This is a genomic window from Marinobacterium halophilum, from assembly GCF_003014615.1.
In the GTDB taxonomy this organism is placed as follows: Bacteria; Pseudomonadota; Gammaproteobacteria; order Pseudomonadales; family Balneatricaceae; genus Marinobacterium; species Marinobacterium halophilum.
This window is the reverse complement of record NZ_PYGI01000004.1, coordinates 56,997-73,739: the sequence shown is the minus strand read 5'-3', so window position 1 is coordinate 73,739 and position 16,743 is coordinate 56,997. Positions and strand designations below refer to the sequence as shown.

Annotated in this window: 17 protein-coding genes; 13 read left to right on the top strand and 4 right to left on the bottom strand. The window is 57.4% G+C overall.

The features are described 5' to 3' along the window. Nucleotides 1-8 precede the first annotated feature (8 nt). From bioF to CLV44_RS03885, 6 genes are all read left to right on the top strand, one after another. Nucleotides 9-1,190 carry an 8-amino-7-oxononanoate synthase gene (bioF, locus tag CLV44_RS03910; RefSeq protein ID WP_106590801.1) on the top strand — a complete coding sequence of 394 codons (1,182 nt, stop codon included), beginning with the start codon at nucleotides 9-11 and terminating at the stop codon, nucleotides 1,188-1,190. Then, on the top strand, nucleotides 1,187-1,963 hold the full coding sequence (gene bioH, locus CLV44_RS03905) for a pimeloyl-ACP methyl ester esterase BioH (RefSeq protein ID WP_106590800.1): 777 nt from the start codon (nucleotides 1,187-1,189) through the stop codon (nucleotides 1,961-1,963). Before bioF ends, bioH begins: the two co-directional genes overlap by 4 nt. After that, a complete protein-coding gene (bioC, locus tag CLV44_RS03900; RefSeq protein ID WP_106590898.1) occupies nucleotides 1,950-2,735 on the top strand; it encodes a malonyl-ACP O-methyltransferase BioC in 786 nt (261 codons plus the stop codon). Before bioH ends, bioC begins: the two co-directional genes overlap by 14 nt. A gap of 9 nt (nucleotides 2,736-2,744) precedes the next feature. Further along, complete coding sequence (bioD, locus tag CLV44_RS03895) at nucleotides 2,745-3,431, top strand: dethiobiotin synthase (protein ID WP_106590799.1); 687 nt, start codon at nucleotides 2,745-2,747, stop codon at nucleotides 3,429-3,431. Nucleotides 3,432-3,559: 128 nt separating this feature from the next. Beyond that, the gene (locus CLV44_RS03890; RefSeq protein ID WP_106590798.1) at nucleotides 3,560-3,805 is read left to right on the top strand and encodes a hypothetical protein; all 246 of its coding nucleotides are present in this window, start codon (nucleotides 3,560-3,562) and stop codon (nucleotides 3,803-3,805) included. A gap of 25 nt (nucleotides 3,806-3,830) precedes the next feature. Then, complete coding sequence (locus tag CLV44_RS03885; RefSeq protein ID WP_106590797.1) at nucleotides 3,831-4,649, top strand: putative metalloprotease CJM1_0395 family protein; 819 nt, start codon at nucleotides 3,831-3,833, stop codon at nucleotides 4,647-4,649. Nucleotides 4,650-4,664: 15 nt separating this feature from the next. Here CLV44_RS03885 and CLV44_RS03880 read toward each other — a convergent pair whose 3' ends face one another. From CLV44_RS03880 to xseA, 3 genes are all read right to left on the bottom strand, one after another. Then, complete coding sequence (locus CLV44_RS03880) at nucleotides 4,665-5,429, bottom strand: alpha/beta fold hydrolase (protein WP_106590796.1); 765 nt, start codon at nucleotides 5,427-5,429, stop codon at nucleotides 4,665-4,667. 49 nt (nucleotides 5,430-5,478) lie between these two features. Beyond that, nucleotides 5,479-6,105, bottom strand: a complete 627-nt coding sequence (bamJ, locus tag CLV44_RS03875) for a BamJ family beta-barrel-assembly machinery protein (RefSeq protein ID WP_106590795.1) — start codon at nucleotides 6,103-6,105, stop codon at nucleotides 5,479-5,481. A 66-nt stretch (nucleotides 6,106-6,171) separates the two neighbouring features. Beyond that, nucleotides 6,172-7,518 (bottom strand): exodeoxyribonuclease VII large subunit, encoded by a 1,347-nt coding sequence (gene xseA, locus CLV44_RS03870; protein WP_106590794.1) that lies wholly within the window; start codon nucleotides 7,516-7,518, stop codon nucleotides 6,172-6,174. A gap of 119 nt (nucleotides 7,519-7,637) precedes the next feature. Here xseA and guaB point away from each other — a divergent pair, with 119 nt between their 5' ends. The 7 genes from guaB to tadA all read left to right on the top strand — a co-directional run bounded on the left by guaB (nucleotide 7,638) and on the right by tadA (nucleotide 15,231). Beyond that, complete coding sequence (guaB, locus tag CLV44_RS03865) at nucleotides 7,638-9,107, top strand: IMP dehydrogenase (RefSeq protein ID WP_106590897.1); 1,470 nt, start codon at nucleotides 7,638-7,640, stop codon at nucleotides 9,105-9,107. A gap of 94 nt (nucleotides 9,108-9,201) precedes the next feature. Further along, nucleotides 9,202-10,782, top strand: a complete 1,581-nt coding sequence (gene guaA / locus CLV44_RS03860) for a glutamine-hydrolyzing GMP synthase (RefSeq protein WP_106590793.1) — start codon at nucleotides 9,202-9,204, stop codon at nucleotides 10,780-10,782. 185 nt (nucleotides 10,783-10,967) lie between these two features. Further along, nucleotides 10,968-11,540, top strand: a complete 573-nt coding sequence (locus tag CLV44_RS03855) for a LemA family protein (protein WP_106590792.1) — start codon at nucleotides 10,968-10,970, stop codon at nucleotides 11,538-11,540. Then, complete coding sequence (locus CLV44_RS03850; RefSeq protein ID WP_106590791.1) at nucleotides 11,537-12,601, top strand: DUF3137 domain-containing protein; 1,065 nt, start codon at nucleotides 11,537-11,539, stop codon at nucleotides 12,599-12,601. The genes CLV44_RS03855 and CLV44_RS03850 overlap by 4 nt, the downstream gene beginning before the upstream one ends. Nucleotides 12,602-12,669: 68 nt before the next feature. Further along, a complete protein-coding gene (locus CLV44_RS03845; RefSeq protein WP_106590790.1) occupies nucleotides 12,670-13,239 on the top strand; it encodes a TetR/AcrR family transcriptional regulator in 570 nt (189 codons plus the stop codon). A 154-nt stretch (nucleotides 13,240-13,393) separates the two neighbouring features. Next, nucleotides 13,394-14,455, top strand: a complete 1,062-nt coding sequence (locus CLV44_RS03840) for an NADP-dependent oxidoreductase (RefSeq protein WP_106590789.1) — start codon at nucleotides 13,394-13,396, stop codon at nucleotides 14,453-14,455. 278 nt (nucleotides 14,456-14,733) lie between these two features. Continuing rightward, nucleotides 14,734-15,231, top strand: a complete 498-nt coding sequence (tadA, locus tag CLV44_RS03835; RefSeq protein WP_106590788.1) for a tRNA adenosine(34) deaminase TadA — start codon at nucleotides 14,734-14,736, stop codon at nucleotides 15,229-15,231. Here the strand turns inward: tadA and mltF are convergent. After that, entirely contained in the window at nucleotides 15,223-16,707 is a 1,485-nt protein-coding gene (gene mltF, locus CLV44_RS03830) for a membrane-bound lytic murein transglycosylase MltF (RefSeq protein WP_106590787.1), read from the bottom strand. The genes tadA and mltF overlap by 9 nt on opposite strands. Nucleotides 16,708-16,743: the final 36 nt, after the last annotated feature.

Here is a 16,743-nt window from a genome sequence, read left to right as displayed (position 1 = left end):
GCGCGCTCATGTCGTTCAACGATCTGGCCGTTGCGCTTGAGGCGCGGCGGCGCGACAACCTGTACCGCCAGCGTCGGGTGCTGGAGTCGGCACAGGGGCCGGAAGTCAGTGTCGACGGGCAGCGTTATCTGGCGTTCTGCTCCAACGACTATCTGGGGCTGGCCAACCACCCGGAGGTGATCGCGGCGCTCAAACGCGGTGCGGATACCTATGGCGTCGGTGGCGGCGCGTCCCACCTGGTCAATGGTCACTCGCAGGCGCACCATGCGTTGGAAGAAGAGCTGGCGGCATTCACCGGCCGTGAGCGAGTGTTGCTGTTTTCCACCGGCTATATGGCCAATATCGGTGCAGTCAATGCTCTGGTGGACAAGCAGGATGCCGTGTTTCAGGACCGTCTCAATCACGCCTCTCTGCTGGATGCGGGCCTGCTCAGTGGTGCCCGTTTCCAACGCTATCTGCACAACGATCCTGAAAGCCTGGCCCAGCGTCTGAGTCGTTCCGAGGCGCGGCGCAAACTGGTGGTGACTGACGGTGTCTTCAGCATGGATGGCGATATTGCCGACCTGCCCGAGCTGAGTCGCGTCACCCGTGAGCATGAGGGCTGGCTGATGGTCGATGACGCTCATGGCTTTGGCTGTGTGGGTGCCACCGGTGGCGGCTGCGTCGAGCATTTCGGTCTGAGTAATGACGAGGTGCCGGTATTGGTCGGTACGCTTGGCAAGGGGTTCGGTACCTCCGGCGCTTTTGTGGCTGGCTCTGAGGTGTTGATCGAAACCCTGATCCAGTTCGCTCGGACCTACATCTATACCACCAGCATGTCACCGGCAGTGGCCGAAGCCACCCGTGCCAGTCTCCGATTGGTGCAGGCCGACAGCTGGCGTCGTGACCGGTTGGCGCAGCTGATCAAGCGTTTCCGCAGTGGTTGTGAGCAGTTGGGCTATGAGTTGATGGAGTCACCTACACCGATTCAGCCGATCATGATCGGCGATGCCGGTGAGGCGATGCGGATCAGCGCCGCGCTGGCAGCGAAGGGCATTTTCATTAGCGCCATTCGCCCGCCGACCGTGCCGGCTGGCAGTTCGCGTCTGCGTGTGACATTCAGTGCTGCTCATAGCGAGGCGCAAGTCGACCGTCTGCTGGATGCGCTGGACGCCGTGCGTATCGATCGAGCCGCAGGAGGTGCCGCGTGAGTCTGTGGACGAACGTGCGTGGCCAGGGGACCGACCTGGTGTTATTGCATGGCTGGGGCTTGAGCTCCGACATCTGGGGCGATTTTGCCGACCGGCTGTCCGAGCGTTACCGAGTCACTCGGGTCGATCTGCCGGGACTGGGGCGCTCGGCACCTGCGGGCGACATGTCGCTGGAGACTGTCGTGGAGTCCTTGTTGGCCGTTGCGCCTGAGCGCGCTCATTGGGTTGGCTGGTCCCTGGGTGGACAGCTGGCATTAGCGGTGGCGGCCAAGGTGCCGGAACGGGTTGCCAGCCTGAGTCTGATTGCGGCCAATCCCTGTTTTGTGGCCCGTGAAGGTTGGCCCTGCGCCATGGCGGCCGAGGTGTTCGGTGCATTTGCCGAATCGTTGGTGGGCAACGAGGCGAAAACATTGCAGCGTTTTGCCGCTCTGCAGACACGCGGTTCGGTCAGTGCCCGTGATGAACTTAAACAGCTGAAGGCTGTAATTGCCGACGCCCGGCCTCAGGCATTGGCTGCGGCGTTGCAGCTGCTGGAAGCTGACCTGCGTACCGCCTTGGTTGGTCTCAACTGCCCGGCGCAGTTGCTGCTGGGCCGTGAAGATCAGCTGGTGCCGGTGGCGCTGGCAGATGAGGCTTTGAGGTTGAATGCCCAGCTGCGCATTCAAATTATCGAACAGAGTGCCCATCTGCCCTTTATCAGTCACGCCGATACCGTACTGACGCGGCTGATGTCCCTGATCGAATACTGGGACGATGCGCATGCAGCGGGATAAACGCAAGGTTGCCCAGGCTTTCAGTCGCGCCGCCCAGAGCTATGATTCCGTGGCTCAGTTGCAGCGTGACATCGCCGATCGGTTGATGGGCTGGCTCCCTGAGCGCGTCGATGGCTGTTTGCTCGATTTGGGGTGCGGCACCGGCTACGCAGCCCCCTCATTGCGTGAGCATTATCCCGACGCGCCGCTGTTGCATCTGGATCTTGCCCACGGCATGTTGGCTTTTGCCCGTGAGCAGCGGCCGGTCAGTGCTGCACATTACCTGTGCGGTGATGCCGAGCAGTTGCCATTGGCCGATGCCAGTGTGGCGCTGATCTGGTCGAGCCTGGCGGTGCAGTGGTGTGAACGTCCCGACCGTCTGCTCGCCGAGCTGGCGCGGGTGCTGAAGCCGGGTGGCCGCTGTCTGTTGGCCACGTTGGGGCCGGACACCCTGCATGAACTCAAGCGCGCGTGGGCTGCAGTCGATGATGATGTCCATGTGAACGGTTTCGTTTCGCTGGATCAGTTACTGGCGCATAATCGCGGCTTGCGCCCGGTGCGCACCGAAGTGGAACACCGGGTGCTGTATTACGATCGACTGCAACAATTGATGCACGAACTCAAGGCCCTGGGGGCGCACAACGTCAACAGCCGCCGTGAACAGGGGTTGAGTAGCCGTCAGCGCCTGATTCGGCTACTGGACGCCTACGAGCAGCAGCGTTTACCTGAGGGTGCGCTGCCGGCGACCTACGAAGTCTATTATCTGGAATTGTTCAAAGAGCCCAGTGCATAAGGAGTCTCAGTGAAAAAGCGTTTCTTTATCGCCGGTACCGATACCGATGCCGGCAAGACACTGGTGACCGCCGGTTTGCTGACCGCTGCGAACCGACAGGGGCTGAAAACGGTCGGCCTGAAGCCGGTTGCGGCAGGTTGCGAGCAGACCCCGGACGGGTTGCGCAATGCCGATGCGCTGCAGCTGCAACAAGCCGCCAGCATTAAGCTTAGTTACGAACAGATCAATCCGGTCGCCTTTGCCCCACCGATTGCACCGCATATCGCGGCCGAGCAGGAAGGGCGGGCCTTAACGGCTGATCGGCTGGCGGCCTATTGCCGCGGAGCCATGATGCAGCCGGCGGACCTGGTGCTGGTTGAGGGGGCCGGTGGCTGGCGCGTGCCATTGAACACGCGTGAAAGCCTGGCGCGGTTGCCGCAATTGCTGGAACTGGATGTCATTCTGGTGGTTGGCATGAAGCTGGGCTGCATTAACCACGCTATTCTGACCGCCGAAGCGATTGCCCGTGACGGTCTGCGTCTGGTCGGCTGGGTGGCAAACCATGTCGATCCCGACATGAGCTGCCCGGACGAAAATCTGGCGACGCTGGAGCGCCTGTTCCGCGCACCGTTGTTGGGACGAGTGCCCTGGCTGGAAGAGCCGACAGCCGATGCTGCCGCCGACCATCTTGATCTGAGTGCGCTATGGGGTGAGTAAAAAGTGACCAGTTGCGGCGCTTGATCTATACTGGCCCTAATTAGGATTGTTGATGGTTTGAACAGAGCTCTTTTTCCGTTCAGGCAGTCGGCAGTCGATTGGCCCCAAGGATCGATGGAGGGTTTACCATGAATATAACCTCAGCTCAGAACAGCGGCATGTTCAGCGTCAACCGTACTCTGGATAATACGCCCAAGGTCTCCGGTGATGCTCAGGGCGCGGGTCGTGCCGATTCCGCTGAATTGGCTTCCGGCCGGGAAGTGAACGCCTCTGTCGCTCAGACCAGCGTTGATCAGGCAACCGAGGCAGCAGCCACCAAGGTGGTTAATCAGACCGACGAAGTGTTGGGCAATCTGATCGATACCCGTGTCTGAATAACCTCATCATGAGCCTGCATTCATGTCTGCACTGAGCAGCATCTCGCCATCTCCCATAGCTGTTATCGCAAGCGGCAGTAATAGCTATGGTCGTGTAGCGTCTGCGGACGGTGCACAGGCCACAGACCCGGCGACTGCACGCACTGAGCTGCCGGGTACGAATGCCAGCAGCGAAGCATCGCCGGGGCGCGAGCCGGAAGAGGCTTCGCGTCGTGATCGTACGCCGGCAACTAGCTCTTCTGATGCGGCTCAGCAACAGCAGGATCAGCAGATTCTGCGTGAACTCAGCGCCCGTGATCTTGAAGTACGGCAGCATGAAATGGCGCACCAGGCCGCTGGCGGTGGTCATACCGGTGCCGTTTCTTACAGCTACCAGCGTGGACCGGATGGTCGCATGTACGCGGTGGGTGGTGAAGTCAGCATCGATACCTCGGCGGTGAGTGACAGCCCTCAGGCGACGCTGGAAAAAGCCGATGCGATCGTACGTGCTGCCATGGCACCGGCTGAGCCGTCATCCCAGGATTACCGTGTGGCTGCCAGTGCGCGGGCGATGGCGTCTGAGGCTCGTGCCGAGCTGGCCAAGCTGGAAGAAAGTGAGCCTGCGGACGACGAAGGTGATGCGGAAGAGGTCGGTGCTGTGGATGAGTCCGCTGCCGCCGATGAACCGAATACTACCGGCGTAACGCAAGCGGCGGCGGGTAATCGCTCTGCAGAGTCTGATTCGCGTGGACGTGAGACACCGGAGCAGGGCGGGTTGAATGTGGTGCAGCAACAACTGATCAACAGCGGTGCCTACAACCGCATGTATCCTCCCGGTTCACTGTTCAGCCTTCAGGCCTGAACGCCCCCTCTCGCATCAGTTATCAGCCAGAAACTTTTCCACCAGCCGGGTAAATGCGGTCGGTTTTTCCACGTGCGGCAGATGACCGGCACCGGCAATGATCTTGAAACCTGCCGTCGGGAATAGCTGTTGAATCGGCTGCTGGTGTTCTGCCTGCAGGTAGTCTGAATCCCCACCCTTAATGAACAGTACCGGGCCGGTGTAGGCCTCACCTTTTGGGGCGGCGCCGATCTCGGCGTAATGCTGTTCCAGCACCGGCAGGTTCATCCGCCACGCGAACTGTTTGTCCTGGTTGCGGTAGAGGTTTTTCAACAGAAATGCACGGGTAGCGACGGAATCAACGTGCTCGGCAAGAATGCGGTCGGCATCGCCACGGCTTTTCAGTGTTGCCAGGTCGATCTGCTTGAGGCCGGTGATGACATCGTTATGGCGGGCGGTATAGGTCACCGGCGCGATGTCCACCACGATCAGGCGTGCGACCCGTTCGGGATGATCCAGTGCGAACTGCATGGCGGCCTTGCCGCCCATGGAGTGTCCCATCAGGTTGATGCGCTTTAGCTGCAGGTGATCCAGCAGGTCCAGCAGGTCCTGACTCATGGCTGCGTAATTCATCTCATCGGTATGAGGTGAGCGGCCGTGGTTGCGCAGGTCAGCTGCAATTACGTCGAAATGTTCGCTTAGTGCCTTGGTCTGGGCACCCCAGTTATCCAGCGTACCGAACAGACCGTGCAGAATGACCAGCGGCTCGCCTTGGCCGTGGCGTTGAAAGTGCAGCAACATGATAAGACTCTCTCGGGCAAGCGGGGTGCCCGCAGGCACCCCGGATGGATCAGATGATATCGAGCAGTTCGACATCAAAGACCAGCGTTGAGTAAGGCGGGATGCCGCCCGGTGAGCCCTGAGCACCGTAAGCCAGCTGGTAAGGAACGTACAGACGCCATTTGGCACCTTTGGTCATCAGCTGCAGGGCTTCGGTCCAGCCGGCAATCACGCCGCCGACCGGGAATTCGGCCGGCTGGCCGCGATCGTATGAACTGTCGAAGACCTTACCGTCGGTGAAGGTGCCGTGATAGTGCGTGCGCACCTTGCTCTGAGCGGTCGGGTGCTCACCGTTTTCTTCACCGGCAGTAATAATTTCGTACTGCAGACCGGATTCCAGGGTGACGACGCCAGTGCGAACCGCGTTGTCGGCCAGGAACTGTTCGCCGGCAGCGGCGGCTTCTTTGGCCTGGGCTTCCTGAGCTTCGCGCATGCGCTGAGTGATCTCGTTGAACGCAGCCTGAATCTGTTCGGCCGGAACACGCAGGGCTTCACCATGGAAGGAGTCACGCAGACCGGAAACCACGGATTCAACGTTGACACCGTCGAAGCTGCCCTGAGCCAGCTGGTCGCCCATCTGACGGCCGATGCCGTAGCTGGCGCGCTGTTCGGTTGTTTCAAAAACCTGTTCTGACATGAAGTTTGCCTGTGTTGTTGGGTTGATCGCAAAGGGCTGTGATCGTACCACAGCTGGCGGCACCGATCAGTCTGCGTACCGGTCGACAGTGCAGATCAGCATGCCCTCATGCAGGCGGGCGCTGATGGTTTCGCCCGGTGTGACCTGTTCCTGTCGAGTAATGGCCTGTCCCTGCTCGTTCTGTACGATGGCGTAGCCACGCTCCAGCGTAGCCAGCGGGCTGACGCCCTGTAGCTGGCGGGCCTGAAATTGCAGCAGTTGCCGACGTTGTTGCAGCAGCAGGGTGATGCCGTTGTGCAGGCGTTGCTGCAGTGGTTGCAGTTGTTGCTGCTTCTGCAGCAACAGGCGCGAGGGTGAGCAGCGCTGCAAGCGATTATGCAGTTCGGTCAGGCGTACGTGGCGTTGTTGCAACCGCTGTTGCAGTGCTCGATGCAGGCGTAATTCCAGCTGATCCAGTCGTTGAGACTGCTCGCGCAGGCGTTCACCCGGGTGACGCAAGCGCGCACGCAGGTGTGCCAGGCGGGTGCTGTGCTGGGCCAGGTAGCGTTGTGTCAGCCGGGTCAGGCGTTGTCGGAGTGTCGCCAGGTGCAGGTGGAGTGCAGCCTGGTCCGGACTGAGCAACTCGGCAGCGGCAGAGGGTGTCGGTGCACGCAGGTCTGCAACCAGGTCGCTGATGGAAATATCCACTTCGTGACCGACAGCTGAAACGATCGGAATGGTCGATGCCGCAATGGCGCGAGCAACGATCTCCTCGTTAAATGGCCACAGATCTTCCAACGAGCCGCCGCCACGGCCAACAATAAGGGCGTCGCAGCGCTGATCACGGTTGGCCAGCTGGATCGCGCGGACAATTTGGCTCGCGGCCTCGGCACCTTGCACGGCCGTTGGGTACAGGGCGACCGGCAGGCTCGGGCAGCGGCGTGCCAACACCTGCAGAATGTCGTGAATTGCAGCGCCGGTCGGCGAGGTAATGACACCGATATGGCGCGGGGGGCTGGGCAGGGCGCGTTTGCGCCCTTGGTCGAACAGCCCTTCCTGGGCCAGCTGCAACTTGAGGCGTTCGAAGGCCTGCTGCAGGCGCCCCTGTCCGCTTTCCTGCATCTGTTCACAGATCAGCTGGAAGTCGCCGCGCCCCTCGTACAGGCTGACCTTGGCCAGTACGGTCACCTGATCGCCTTCCTTGGGGCGAAAGCGTACCTGCTGGTTACGGCCGCGGAACATGGCGCAGCGTACCTGGGCGCGATCATCCTTGAGGGTGAAGTACCAGTGTCCGGAAGAGGGGCGTGCCAGGTTGCTGATTTCACCTTCAATCTGCACGGTCATGAAGGAATGTTCCAGCAGTGACTTGACCTGACGGTTGAGCTCGCTGACGCTGATCGCGTTGCGATTTTGGGATGGCGTGAGTGTGTTCATGCGACCATCTTAAATGACCCTGTTAATTATGGCATCCACATTCATTGTTGATTGTTGTGCGGGCAGGTTTTGTGTATAATTTCCGGTTTAATTTTTCACAGAAAACGGGCTGGTTCAGTATGTTGCGAATCGTTGAAGAAGCGCTCACCTTTGATGATGTTTTGCTGGTTCCGGGGTACTCGGAAGTGCTCCCGAAGGACGTCTCACTGAAAACCCGCCTGACCAAGGGTATTGAACTGAATATTCCGCTGGTCTCGGCGGCGATGGATACGGTCACCGAATCCCGCCTGGCAATTGCCATGGCGCAGGAAGGTGGTATCGGTATCATCCATAAGAATCTCACCCTCGAACAGCAGGCGGAAGAAGTGCGCCGGGTGAAGAAGTTCGAGTCTGGTGTGGTTACGGACCCCGTGACTTGCAGCTCCGATACCACGGTGCGTGATATCATCGAGCTGTCGCGAAAGCTGAGTTTCTCCGGTTTCCCGGTTGTGGATAACGGCGAGCTGGTCGGTATCGTCACTAGCCGCGACGTTCGTTTCGAACATGATCTGGATGCGAAAGTGTCTACTATCATGACGCCGAAAGATCGTTTGGTAACGGCGCCTGAGGGTGAAGACCCGGAAGTGATCCGTGACCTGTTGCGTCTGCATCGCATTGAAAAAATTCTGCTGGTGGACGACGCCTTTACTCTGCGTGGCATGATGACCGTCAAGGATATCAGCAAAGCGCAGGCGTTCCCGTATGCGGCAAAAGACAGCCAGGGTCGCCTGATTGTCGGTGCTGCAGTGGGTACGGGTCCGGAAACGCCGGACCGCGTGGCGGCACTGGTTGCAGCGGGTGTTGACCTGATTGTGGTCGATACGGCACATGGCCACTCCAAGGGCGTAATTGATCGCGTTTCCTGGGTGAAACAGAACTTCCCGCAGGTACAGGTTGTCGGCGGTAACATTGCCACAGCCGAAGCAGCGGTGGCGCTGGCTGAAGCCGGCGCAGACGGCGTTAAGGTCGGTATCGGCCCCGGTTCCATCTGTACCACGCGTATTGTGGCTGGTGTTGGTGTACCGCAGATTTCTGCGATTGCCAACGTGGCGGCGGCATTGCGTGAGCATGGTGTCCCGTTGATCGCTGATGGCGGCGTCCGTTTCTCTGGCGACTTCTCCAAGGCAATTGCGGCCGGTGCGTCTGCGGTCATGGTAGGTTCCATGCTGGCGGGTACTGATGAAGCGCCCGGCGAAGTCGAGCTGTATCAGGGCCGTGCGTTCAAGTCCTATCGTGGCATGGGATCGCTGGGTGCGATGTCCGGCTTGACCGGTTCATCCGACCGCTACTTCCAGGATGCCAAAGACGGTGCCGAGAAGCTGGTGCCGGAAGGTATCGAAGGTCGTGTGCCCTGCAAGGGGCCGATGGCGGGTGTTGTGCACCAGTTGATGGGTGGCCTGCGTGCCTCCATGGGTTACACCGGCTGCGCGACGATTGAAGAGATGCGTAACAAGCCCAAGTTTGTCCGCATCACCAGTGCCGGTATTACGGAAAGCCACGTGCACGATGTCAGCATTACCAAGGAAGCGCCCAACTACCGTGTGGGCTGAACACATTAATCACTAACCAATAGAGTGGGGCGTCTGACTGCCCCACTTTTTGTTTGCGCCGCCTGGCGGCCAGCATTCGGTGGAGTCACTGAGTATGAGCAAAGACATTCACGCGCAACGCATCCTGATTTTGGATTTCGGTTCCCAGTACACCCAGCTGATTGCCCGCCGGGTGCGCGAAATCGGGGTCTACTCCGAGATCCATGCCTTTGATATGGATGAGGCGGCGATTCGTGAATTTGCCCCCAACGGCATCATTCTGGCAGGCGGACCCGAGTCCGTGACTGAACTGGACTCTCCGCGCGCACCTGAGTGCGTGTTCGAGATGGACGTGCCGGTTCTCGGTATTTGCTACGGCATGCAGACCATGGCCGAACAGTTGGGCGGCAAGGTTAGCAGCTCCGACAAGCGTGAATTCGGTTATGCCCGTGTGCGTCTGGCTGATAGCCCGAGCCGTCTGCTGGAGGGTATTGAAGACCACATTGCCAATAATGGCTCGCTGTCGCTGGATGTTTGGATGAGTCATGGTGACAAGGTCACCGAGATGCCGGAAGGCTTCCACGTCATTGCCGCGACCGACTCAGCGCCGGTTGCCGCGATGTGCGATCCCAAGCGTAACCTGTACGGCGTACAGTTCCACCCGGAAGTGACCCATACCAAACAGGGCCTGCGTATTCTTGAGCGTTTCGTACGCGAGATGTGCGGTACTGATGGTTTGTGGACGGCTGCCAATATCATTCAGGATCTGATCGAGAAAGTTCAGCGTCAGGTGGGTGATGAGAAGGTGTTGCTGGGTCTGTCCGGTGGTGTCGACTCTTCGGTTGTAGCAGCACTGCTGCACAAGGCGATCGGTGACAAGCTGACCTGCGTGTTTGTGGATAATGGCTTGCTGCGCAAGGCTGAAGGCACTCAGGTCATGGAGATGTTTGCCCGCAACATGGGCGTGAACGTGATCCGTGTTAACGCTGAAGACCAGTTCCTGGGCCGCTTGAAAGGTGAAGCGGACCCGGAAGCCAAGCGTAAAATTATCGGTAACACCTTCATTGAAGTGTTCGATGATGAGTCAGAAAAGCTGCAGGATTGCCGCTTCCTGGCGCAGGGCACCATCTACCCGGACGTAATCGAGTCTGCCGCATCCAAAACCGGCAAGGCGCACGTCATCAAGTCGCATCACAACGTGGGTGGCTTGCCGGAAGACATGAAGTTCGATTTGGTCGAGCCGCTGCGCGAGCTGTTCAAGGATGAAGTGCGCAAGATCGGTCTGGAGCTGGGTCTGCCGTATGACATGGTCTACCGTCATCCGTTCCCGGGCCCAGGTCTGGGTGTACGTATCCTCGGCGAAGTGAAGAAAGAGTACGCCGATATCCTGCGTGAAGCGGATGCGATCTTCATCGAAGAGCTGCACAAGGCTGACTGGTACCACAAGACCAGCCAGGCATTTGCCGTATTCCTGCCGGTGAAATCGGTCGGTGTTGTGGGTGATGGTCGTCGCTACGAGTACGTTATTGCACTGCGTGCCGTTGAAACCATCGACTTCATGACCGCACGCTGGGCGCACCTGCCGTATGAACTGCTGGAAACCGTTTCCGGCCGTATCATCAATGAGGTTGCCAAGGTCTCGCGTGTGACCTACGACGTATCCAGCAAGCCGCCGGCCACGATTGAGTGGGAATGATGCGTCATTAAAAGCACCTTATTAAGGCTGCGATGAACTTAAAAAGCCCGTGAAATCATGGGCTTTTTTGTATCTGCGTGGTGAGAAAAATAGTTGGGTAGAGGGTCTGTGCAAAGAACTTGACACCATTTTGGTGCAGGCTCTAGTCTTGTATGTCCTTCACCCATCTGAACAAGGATGTTGTCATGAGTTGGCTCATCGCGGCTGTTGTCGCTGTCTTGCTGCTGTTCTATTTCTGGTACGCCACTATAGTGTCTCGCCGCAATGCGGCTGAAGAAGCGTTTTCAGGCATTGATGTTCAGCTGAAAAAACGCACCGATCTGATTCCCAATATTTTGAAGATAGCCTCGCGCTTCATGGAGCATGAGCAGTCATTGTTGACCGAGGTTACTCGCTTGCGAACCGAGGTGCTCAAGGCGGCGGAGTCATCTGATCGTGTGGATGCGGAAAAGCGGTTTGAGTTGGAAGGGGCTTTGGAAGGGAAGCTCTCAGGCTTGATGGTCGCGGTCGAAAATTATCCCGAGCTAAAATCCCAAGAAAATATGGCTGAGGCTCAGCGAGTATATGCGGATGTGGAAGAGCATATTTCTGCTGCGCGACGCAGCTATAATGCGGCAGCACGTCGTTTAAAGGATGCGATCACAATCTTTCCTGGTACGTTGATTGCAGCTGCAATGGGGGTGAAATCCATGCCGTTTTTTGAGGTCGCGGAGACGGACCGGGCACCCATAAACGCTGATGATTTTCTTAAATCATGAGTTTGCTGAGAACCTTTTTCCAAGCATTCGAGGCCGTCAAACAGCTTACCAATGGCACGGCTTACCGTAAACCCGAAGCGAGCGGTCCTTTGTCGGATGAGTTTCGGGCAATTATAGAGCGTGATGTTTTGCCGTTACTGGAGCCGCTTGAGCAATATCGGCTGGAAAAGCTGGCCAGCAAAAACAGGCGCAAGACCTGGTTTATTCGTCTGGGCTGGTTGCTCTGGTTGCCGGCTTTGGCGCTGGATATTGCCACGCTTATCTCGGGCGACCTGTCATTAGTCACTCTGTTTGTGTTTGTCGGCTGCGGTACGTGGGTATTTTGGCCCCAGGTTCAATATATGCGTCGCTACAAGGAGAAGCTGCTGCCGGTTTTGTTGCAAGCTTTCGGCGATTACACTTACGATGAGAGTGGCTGTATCGACCTGAAAGCGGTGGAGTCGTTCGAAATTATGCCGTCCTACTCCCGCAAGACCAGCGAAGACTATATTCGTGGTGTCGTTGATGATGTCATGTTTGAGTTTTGTGAATTGGACCTGACGCGCGGTAGCGGTAAATCCAGTACCACGGTGCATGATGGTGGTGCCTTGCTGATTACCATGCCGTTTACGTTCAGTGGCTATACGATGGTGCAAGCGGATTATGGCAAGGTCGGTAATGTGTTGTCGGCACCGCTAAGGCGAGACCGTGTCGCGTTGGAAAACCCCGACTTTGAAAAACGATATGAGGTCTATGGGTCGGATCAGCAATATGCGCGCTACCTGCTGACGCCAGCAATGATGGAGCGAATCATTGCGCTGGATGAGTTGTTCCGGGCGCGGGCACAGGGTTCTGGGCTTACCTGCGAATTTCGAGGTGACAAAGTATTGTTCATGCTGTCCTATTTTGGAGACCTTATGGAGGTGGCCGATATCAATGCATCGGCATTTGACCTGGAGAAGATGCCGTTGCTTGAGCAGGAGTTGGCGATGATCACAGGTATTATTCACCAGTTGAAGCTGGACTGGTTGGCGGTCAGGAATCTGGCGGGGCAGCAGTTTGCCGAGTCTGCTTCGGAGTAATGAGTGCCAGTGATAAGGAGCTGTAAAACAACTAGACGACCGGTCTAATTGATTATAGACTAGCCAGTATGAATACCCGACATGAAAACACCAAAGAGCATCTGCTGGAGATTGGTCGACAAATACTGTCGTGCCAGGGGTTTAGCTCGGTTGGACTCAGCACGCTGTTAAAAGAGGCAGGTGTGCCCAAGGGGTCTTTTTACCACTATTTCCAGTCCAAAGAGCAATTCGGTGAAGCGTTGCTGGCATCCTATTTCAGTCAATACCGGTCCGAGATGGACAGGCTATTCGGCGTGCAGGGAAAGGATGGTCAGAGTCTGCTGTTGGATTATTTCGACCAGTGGCAAGAAAGCTATAGTGATTGCCTGGTGATCAAGCTGGGTGCGGAGGTGGCTGATTTATCCGATGCCATGCGCCTGACGCTTAAGAAAGGTACTGATCAGGTCATCCGCCGCCTGGCTTTGGCGATAGAGGTTGCCATTGCTGATGGTTCCTTGCCTCAGCAGGATAGTCAATTACTAGCGACTAACCTTTATCAACTCTGGTTGGGAACGGGCTTGCTGGGCAAGCTTAATCGGGACCAGAGCCATATGAAGCAGGCCATGCAACTGACACGTCAATTGCTCGCCCGCACCTGAATTGTGAGTGGGCGTTTTTTTGCCCTTTTTCTAGACGACCGGTCTACTTTTTCGGGTCGTGTTTCAATCAGTGGATATGGCGATAGACGGCAGGCTCGCGCATAACGCCCTTAATTTCAGTCTTTAATACACTTTTAACTGTGAGATTAGATCGATGACCCAAAACCAATTCGAAAACCGCCAGCTGACTTTGGCTTCCCGGCCTGAGGGCGCGCCTGGTAAAGACAACTTCCATGCCCAGACAAGTCCTGTGCCGGAAATTGAAGACGGCCAGATGCTGTTGCGCACCGTGTATCTGAGCCTTGATCCGTATATGCGTGGTCGTATGAGTAATGCCGAGTCCTATGCTGAGCCTGTTGCCATCGGTGAGGTTATGGTGGGTGGCACAGTCAACCGTGTGATGGCCTCCAGGCATCCCGACTACAAGGAAGGGGATTGGGTGGTTAGTTATACGGTGGGCTGGCAGGATTATGGTGTGTCTGATGGCTCTATGCTGTTCAAGCTCGATCCAGATTATGGTCCTGTTTCCCATGCATTGGGAGTGTTGGGTATGCCGGGCTTTACCGCCTACATGGGGTTGATGGATATCGGCCAGCCCAAGGCCGGTGAGACGCTGGTAGTGGCGGCGGCGACTGGCCCGGTAGGAGCGACGGTGGCGCAGATTGGCAAAATCATGGGGTGTAGAGTGGTCGCTATTGCCGGAGGCGAACAAAAGCGTCAGCACCTGGAGTCAATGGGGGTCGATGTGGCCTTGGACCACAAGAGTACGGACTTTGCTCGGCAGCTGGCTGATGCGTGTCCCAGCGGCATTGATATTTACTTTGAGAACGTGGGAGGCAAGGTATTCAAGGCGGTTCTGCCCCTGCTTAACCTCTGTGCCCGTATACCACTGTGCGGCACTGTTTCTGGTTACAATACCAGCGAATTGCCTGAAGGGCCTGATCATTTGGATATGGCTTGGTCAACACTGCAGACTCGCCGAGTTCGAGTTCAGAGCTTTATCATTTTCGATGATTATGGTCACTGCTACGGTGAATTTTCCGAGCATATGAGCAAATGGGTAGCCGATGGCGCGATCCAATATCGTGAGCAAATTATCGAGGGTTTGGAGCAGGTACCGGATGCTCTGAGAGGCCTGCTAGAAGGGGAGAACTTCGGCAAACTGGTGGTGCGAGTAGGCCCGGACGAATTGGTTCAGTCCATAGAAGGACAGTAATAGTCTGATGATCACGAGACCCTTGCTGAAGATAGCGTAATTACTGCAGCAGTAGCTGATGGTCTGTGTAGGCCTGTGCGTTATGGTACGGTCAGCTGCATTCTGCAGAGATAAAGCTGGCTTGAGCCATCTGCTATTGGTCGCCGTGTGAGCCCCGGCTATACTGGCCATCAAGGGTCCATTGGTCGTTGAGTGGTGATCTTGGGGAGTCAGGATTGTCGGTTTGAGAAGCCCGCGTTTGCGGGCTTTTTCGTGTGTGGAAAATAGAGCGGTACAGGATGGAGCAGGATCAGTTTTACATGCAGCGGGCGCTGCAATTGGCGCAGCAGGCGGCAGACCTGGGCGAGGTGCCGGTCGGTGCGGTGATCGTGCGCGATGGGCAGGTGATAGGCGAAGGCTGGAACCGGCCGATCAGCGGTCATGATCCGACCGCTCATGCTGAGATCATGGCGCTGCGTGAAGCCGCCGCCCAGGTTGGGAACTACCGCCTGGTGGGGGCTGAGCTCTATGTCACCCTTGAGCCCTGCACCATGTGTGCGGGCGCGATTGTGCATGCGCGGATCGAGCGGGTGATCTTCGGCACGACAGAACCCAAGGCGGGCGCACTGGTCAGTAATCAGCAGCTGTTTGATCAGCCATGGGTCAATCATCGCCCTGACTATCGAGGTGGGGTGTTGGCGGATGACTGCGCCACCATGATCAGTGACTTCTTCCGCCGTCGTCGTGAGCACAAGCGGCAGCAGAAACAGCAGCGTCAGCTACCACCCTCAGAGTGAGCTGGGCAGGTTGCTCAGCGGGAAGCGTTGGGTTTCCGCCTCTGCCGCGTCGCTGTCGGTTTCGGGTGTAGTGGTGGCGTCGCGGGCACTGGCTGTATCCACTTCCCAGCGCAACAACTCTATATACTTGCGGATGTTGCTGACGTAGGTAACGGGCTCGTGCCCGCGTGCATAGCCGTATCGGGTCTGGGGATAGTATTTTGCGTTACTCAGGCGCGGCAGAAATTCACGTACGTGCTGCCACTTGTCCGGGTTTTTACCGGCTTTCTGGGTCAGGATGCGTGCATCCTCCAAGTGCCCAAAGCCAACATTGTAGCCCGCCAGTGCAAACCAGGTGTGGTCGGGTTCGGTAATACGATCGGGTATCTTTTTCTTTACGTTCACCAGATAGCGGGCGCCGCCCAGAATACTCTCTTTGGGGTCGGTGCGGTCATTGACGCCCACTTCTTCGGCTGCCGCTTGGGTCAGCATCATGATGCCCCTGACGCCGGTGGGTGAAACCGCGTCTGCATTCCAGTGTGATTCCTGATAAGCGATAGCCGCCAGTAGCAGCCAGTTGATGCCGGTTTCCTCTTCGGCCTGCTTGAACCATGGATAGAGTGGCAGAAAGCGTTCCTGCAGGTCGCGCCTGAAGGTGACGGTGTCGAAAAAGTTGAGTGGGTTGGTGCGTGAGAAATAGCGCTCCTCCAGTGTCTTGATCAGAGCCTGGGTGCTGTCCAGCTTGAACCATTGGTTCAGGGCATTTTTCAGGGTGCCGTCGCGATGACGGTTGAGCATCCACGCGATCGGTTGTGCAGACTGCAATTCAAAGGCGGCTTTCAGGCCGGGATAAAAGGACTTTTGCGCATCGAACACGGTTGAATCAAGGATGGTGTAATCCAGGCTGCCGTCGTGAACCAGGTCAAGCAGGTCGGTGACCGAGTCGTCTTCATTGCTGGACCACGCGAGTGCGGGATGTTGTGTATGCAGTTGTTGCAGCAGCTCATTATAGCTTGAGCCTGCCAGTACGCGGATCGAGCGGCCGTAGAGATCCTCAATGGTTTTGGGGGCAGGGTTGCCGCGGCGTACTCGGTAGATAAGTACTGGTGCGCTGCTGCGATAGGCGGGTGAGAAGTCGAAACGTTTACGGCGCTCGGCGGTAGCCGTGAGGCTGGCGGCGGCAATGTGTGCATTGCGCTCTTCGAGTACGCTGAACAACCCGGCGAAGCTGCTCGGCAGTGCCAGCTCCAGCTCCACGCCCAGGTGTGCGGCAAAAGCCTGCGCCAGCTCGTACTCAAAGCCGACAGGTTCACCCTTGCGGATATAGTAGGTCATCGGCGTGTTGGTTGTCGCGAAGCGGATCACACCCTTCTGCTGGATCGATTCCAGCTGCGTGGGAGTGTTCAATCCCAACATCACCAATCCGAAGGTGATGCTGACCAATACGCTGAAGTAGATCAGCTCGCGTAAATGGGGAGATTTGCGCAGTTTAAACATAGGCTCTGCTATTCTGTATCTCGATGACCTGATCGG

Excerpts from the sequence above, each read along its gene's own strand:
- bioF (WP_106590801.1), top strand. The coding sequence starts at position 9 with ATGTCGTTCAACGATCTGGCCGTTGCGCTTGAGGCGCGGCGGCGCGAC.
- bioC (WP_106590898.1), top strand. The coding sequence starts at position 1,950 with ATGCAGCGGGATAAACGCAAGGTTGCCCAGGCTTTCAGTCGCGCCGCC.
- CLV44_RS03890 (WP_106590798.1), top strand. The coding sequence starts at position 3,560 with ATGAATATAACCTCAGCTCAGAACAGCGGCATGTTCAGCGTCAACCGT.
- CLV44_RS03885 (WP_106590797.1), top strand. The coding sequence starts at position 3,831 with ATGTCTGCACTGAGCAGCATCTCGCCATCTCCCATAGCTGTTATCGCA.
- CLV44_RS03880 (WP_106590796.1), bottom strand. The coding sequence starts at position 5,429 with ATGTTGCTGCACTTTCAACGCCACGGCCAAGGCGAGCCGCTGGTCATT.
- bamJ (WP_106590795.1), bottom strand. The coding sequence starts at position 6,105 with ATGTCAGAACAGGTTTTTGAAACAACCGAACAGCGCGCCAGCTACGGC.
- xseA (WP_106590794.1), bottom strand. The coding sequence starts at position 7,518 with ATGAACACACTCACGCCATCCCAAAATCGCAACGCGATCAGCGTCAGC.
- guaB (WP_106590897.1), top strand. The coding sequence starts at position 7,638 with ATGTTGCGAATCGTTGAAGAAGCGCTCACCTTTGATGATGTTTTGCTG.
- guaA (WP_106590793.1), top strand. The coding sequence starts at position 9,202 with ATGAGCAAAGACATTCACGCGCAACGCATCCTGATTTTGGATTTCGGT.
- CLV44_RS03855 (WP_106590792.1), top strand. The coding sequence starts at position 10,968 with ATGAGTTGGCTCATCGCGGCTGTTGTCGCTGTCTTGCTGCTGTTCTAT.
- CLV44_RS03850 (WP_106590791.1), top strand. The coding sequence starts at position 11,537 with ATGAGTTTGCTGAGAACCTTTTTCCAAGCATTCGAGGCCGTCAAACAG.
- CLV44_RS03845 (WP_106590790.1), top strand. The coding sequence starts at position 12,670 with ATGAATACCCGACATGAAAACACCAAAGAGCATCTGCTGGAGATTGGT.
- CLV44_RS03840 (WP_106590789.1), top strand. The coding sequence starts at position 13,394 with ATGACCCAAAACCAATTCGAAAACCGCCAGCTGACTTTGGCTTCCCGG.
- tadA (WP_106590788.1), top strand. The coding sequence starts at position 14,734 with ATGGAGCAGGATCAGTTTTACATGCAGCGGGCGCTGCAATTGGCGCAG.
- mltF (WP_106590787.1), bottom strand. The coding sequence starts at position 16,707 with ATGTTTAAACTGCGCAAATCTCCCCATTTACGCGAGCTGATCTACTTC.